The organism is uncultured Sphingomonas sp. (assembly GCF_964243315.1).
Taxonomy (GTDB): domain Bacteria; phylum Pseudomonadota; class Alphaproteobacteria; order Sphingomonadales; family Sphingomonadaceae; genus Sphingomonas.
Window position 1 is genome coordinate 1 of the sequence record NZ_CAXTEM010000113.1, and the last position, 3,365, is coordinate 3,365.

General features: G+C 71.7%; 4 protein-coding genes. All 4 read left to right on the forward strand.

The features are described from left to right. The coding region (locus ACFE77_RS16270) for a 4Fe-4S dicluster domain-containing protein (protein ID WP_375422692.1) at positions 1-105 on the forward strand (105 nt) is incomplete at its 5' end. A gap of 16 nt (positions 106-121) precedes the next feature. Continuing rightward, positions 122-1,729, forward strand: coding sequence for a tetratricopeptide repeat protein (locus ACFE77_RS16275; protein WP_375422689.1), 1,608 nt, complete (start codon positions 122-124; stop codon positions 1,727-1,729). Beyond that, on the forward strand, positions 1,726-2,565 hold the full coding sequence (locus ACFE77_RS16280; RefSeq protein WP_375422690.1) for a 4-(cytidine 5'-diphospho)-2-C-methyl-D-erythritol kinase: 840 nt from the start codon (positions 1,726-1,728) through the stop codon (positions 2,563-2,565). The genes ACFE77_RS16275 and ACFE77_RS16280 overlap by 4 nt, the downstream gene beginning before the upstream one ends. A gap of 376 nt (positions 2,566-2,941) precedes the next feature. Then, positions 2,942-3,365 (forward strand): ATPase domain-containing protein (locus ACFE77_RS16285; protein WP_375422691.1); only part of this gene is annotated, 424 nt, incomplete at its 3' end.

Genomic DNA, 3,365 nt, shown 5'->3' on the forward strand with positions numbered 1-3,365 from the left:
CAGAACTGCGTCCACTGCAAGACCTGCGACATCAAGGACCCGACCCAGAACATCAACTGGGTCGTGCCCGAAGGCGGCGGAGGCCCCAACTATCCCAATATGTAGGGTCCTGCTCGCGCCCATGCTGACGGTCGGCGCGCTGGCGGGTAGCGCGCTGCTGCCGCCTCCCGCCGGCGCCGACACGCGTGCCGGTGGCGGCGACCTCGCCGCCTATCTCCGCGCCCGTGCCGCGGACGCCGACGGTCGCGTCGATCTCGCGGTCGCCGACTATGCCCGCGCGCTCGCCGGGGCGCCGACCAGCACCGTGATCGCCGAACCGGCTTACCGGGAAGCGCTGTCGGCGGGCGACGACGCGCTCGCGACCCGCGCCGCCGCGGTGCTGCGCGCGGGCGGACAGGCACCGTCGGACCTGCCGCTGCTCGCCATCTCGATCGCCGCGCAGAAGGGCGATCACGCCGCCGCCGACACCGCGATCGCGACGCTCGCGGGCACCCCGCTCGCGGTACTGATGCCGTCGTTGAAGGCGTGGAGCGCCTTTGCCGCCGGCCGCAACCCCTTCGCCCCGCTCGCCGCTATCAACGCCGCCGCCGACCCCATCGCCGCACGCTTCGCCGGTGAGACCCGCGCGCTGCTGCTGATCGCACGGGGCGACACCGAAGCCGGGATCGCGCTGGTCGACGCGGTGCGCAGCAACGGTGCCCCAATCGACCTCCGCCTCGCCGCCGCGCAACTGCTGTTCGGCGCCGATCGCCCCACCGAAGCCCGCGCGCTCCTGACGGGTGACGACCCGGTCCTCGCCGGCCTGCGCGAGGGCGCCCCTGCCAAGGCATCGCTCGGCTTCGGCGTGTCGCGGCTGCTCGCCCGCGTCGCCGCCGATCTCGCCGCACAGCAAGGGCCCGCGCCGCTCTCGATCGCGCTCGCCAGCGCCGCGCTGCGCGCCGAACCCGCTAACGACCGTGCCCGCCTGCTGCTCGCCGACGCGCTCGCCCGCGATCGCGCGACCGATCGCGCGCTCGCGGTACTCGACGCGGTGAGCCCGAAAAGCCCGTTCGCGGCCGCCGCCGCTGCCGCCCGCATCACCGTCCTCGCCAATGCCGGCCGCACTGCCGAGGCGCTCGCGCTCGCCAAGGCCCGCGCCGAGCGCTCCGATGCCACCGCCGGCGATTGGCAGCGCTACGCCGATCGCCTCGCCACCGCCGATCGCCCGGCGGAGGCGGCGCCCTGGTATCGCCGGATCGTCGACGCGAACGGCATGGCGAGCGACTGGTCCGCTTGGCTGCAATATGGCGGCGCGCTCGATCAGGCGGGCGATTGGCCCGGCGCCGAACGCGCGCTCGAAAAGGCACTGACGCTCGCCCCCGCCGAGCCGCTCGCGCTCAACTATCTCGGCTATGCACGGGCGGAGCGCGGTGAGGACCTGCCCGGCGCCACCAAATTGCTCGAACGCGCCAATGCGCTGCGCCCGCTCGACGGATCGATCGTCGACTCCCTAGGCTGGGCCTATCATCTGTCCGGCAACACCAGCCGCGCCCTCCCGTTGCTCGAACGCGCCGCGGCGGGCGATCCGACCAATGCGGAGATCGGAGAACATCTCGGCGACGCCTATTGGACCCTCGGGCGCCGGTACGAAGCTCGCTACGCCTGGCGCGCCGCTGCCCTCACCGCGACCACGGCGGATGCGGCGCGGATCGCCGCCAAGCTGACCGACGGCCTGCCAGCCCGGCGATGATCGTCGAGACCGCCCCGGCGAAGATCAACCTGGCGCTCCACGTCCGTTACCGTCGGCCGGACGGCTATCATGAGATCGAGACGTTGTTCGCCTTCGCCACCGACGGCGACACGGTGACGCTGCGCCGCGCCGACGCGGACGACTTCACCGTCACCGGCCCCTTCGCCGAGGCGCTCCGGCCACAGCCGGGGCAGGGCAGCGACGGCAACCTCGTCACCCGCGCCGCCGCCGCCTTCGCCACCAGCTTCGCGATCGACGCACGCCACGCGATCGTCCTCGACAAGCATCTCCCGATCGCGTCGGGCATCGGCGGCGGATCCGCCGACGCCGCCGCGACGCTCCGCGGTCTGGCGCGGCTCCATGACGTTGATCGCGACGATCCCCGCCTGATCGAGATCGCCGCGTCGCTCGGAGCCGACGTGCCCGCCTGCCTTGCGGGCCGCACCGCGCTCGGCACGGGCAGGGGGGACTCGCTGGTCGCGCTCGACGGCTTGGCGGGCACCCCGCTGCTGCTCGTCAATCCGCGTGTCGCGGTTTCCACCGCCGCGGTCTTCGCCGGCTGGGACGGGGTCGATCGCGGACCGATCCCCGGGGGCGATCTCCTCGACCGTTCCGTCGCTGCCCGCAACGACCTCGAACCCGCCGCACGCCGGATCGCCCCAGACATCGGCAAGGTCCTCGCCTTGCTCGCCGCCGCCGACGGCGTGATCCTCACCCGCATGTCCGGCTCCGGCGCGACCTGCTTCGCCCTGTTCGACAGCATCGCTGCCCGGTCCGAGGCCGCGCGCACCGCCGCCGCCGCCGGCCATTGGTGCCTGGAAACCAAGCTCGCCTAGCTAGCACTCCTGCGAAAGCAGCAGCCCAGAGCCCCGAACGCACCCTCGCGGTTCACGCCCGAGTCCCGCATCCGAACGAATCCCACCCCGGCACGACCTACGTAGATATACGGGCTGGCCCGACTCGCCGAAGGCGGGCAAGGCACCTCGATCACGGATCCGCCGCGTCCCGGGGGGCGCGTCCAGCGATGGTCCCGGAAGGCGCTGTCGGATAAACGAGGGGCGGTCGTCGCAAGGCGGCCGCCCTTTCTCGTTTCCGCGCAGTCGCTCTCGTGAAACACCCATGTTCCGCTCTTGTTCTCACAGAACAAATGCGATACGACGCATCCAACGCGTTGAATGGTCCACGCACTTGCTCTAGCGAGGGAAGCTTCTGATGGCCGCCAATCTGAAAGTGATCGACACCGGCATGGCTACCGCAACCACGGACCGGCAAAAGGCGCTCGACGCCGCGCTCGCGCAGATCGACCGCGCCTTCGGCAAGGGCTCGGCGATGAAGCTGGGCTCCAAGGAGACGATGCAGGTCGAGGCGATCTCGACCGGCAGCCTCGGCCTCGATATCGCGCTCGGCGTCGGCGGCTTGCCGCGCGGCCGCGTGATCGAGATCTACGGTCCCGAATCGTCGGGCAAGACCACGCTCGCGCTCCACGTCATCGCCGAAGCGCAGAAGACCGGCGGCACCGCCGCGTTCGTCGACGCCGAACACGCGCTCGATCCGGTCTATGCCAAGAAGCTCGGGGTCAATATCGACGAGCTGATCGTGTCGCAGCCCGACACCGGCGAACAGGCGCTCGAGATCG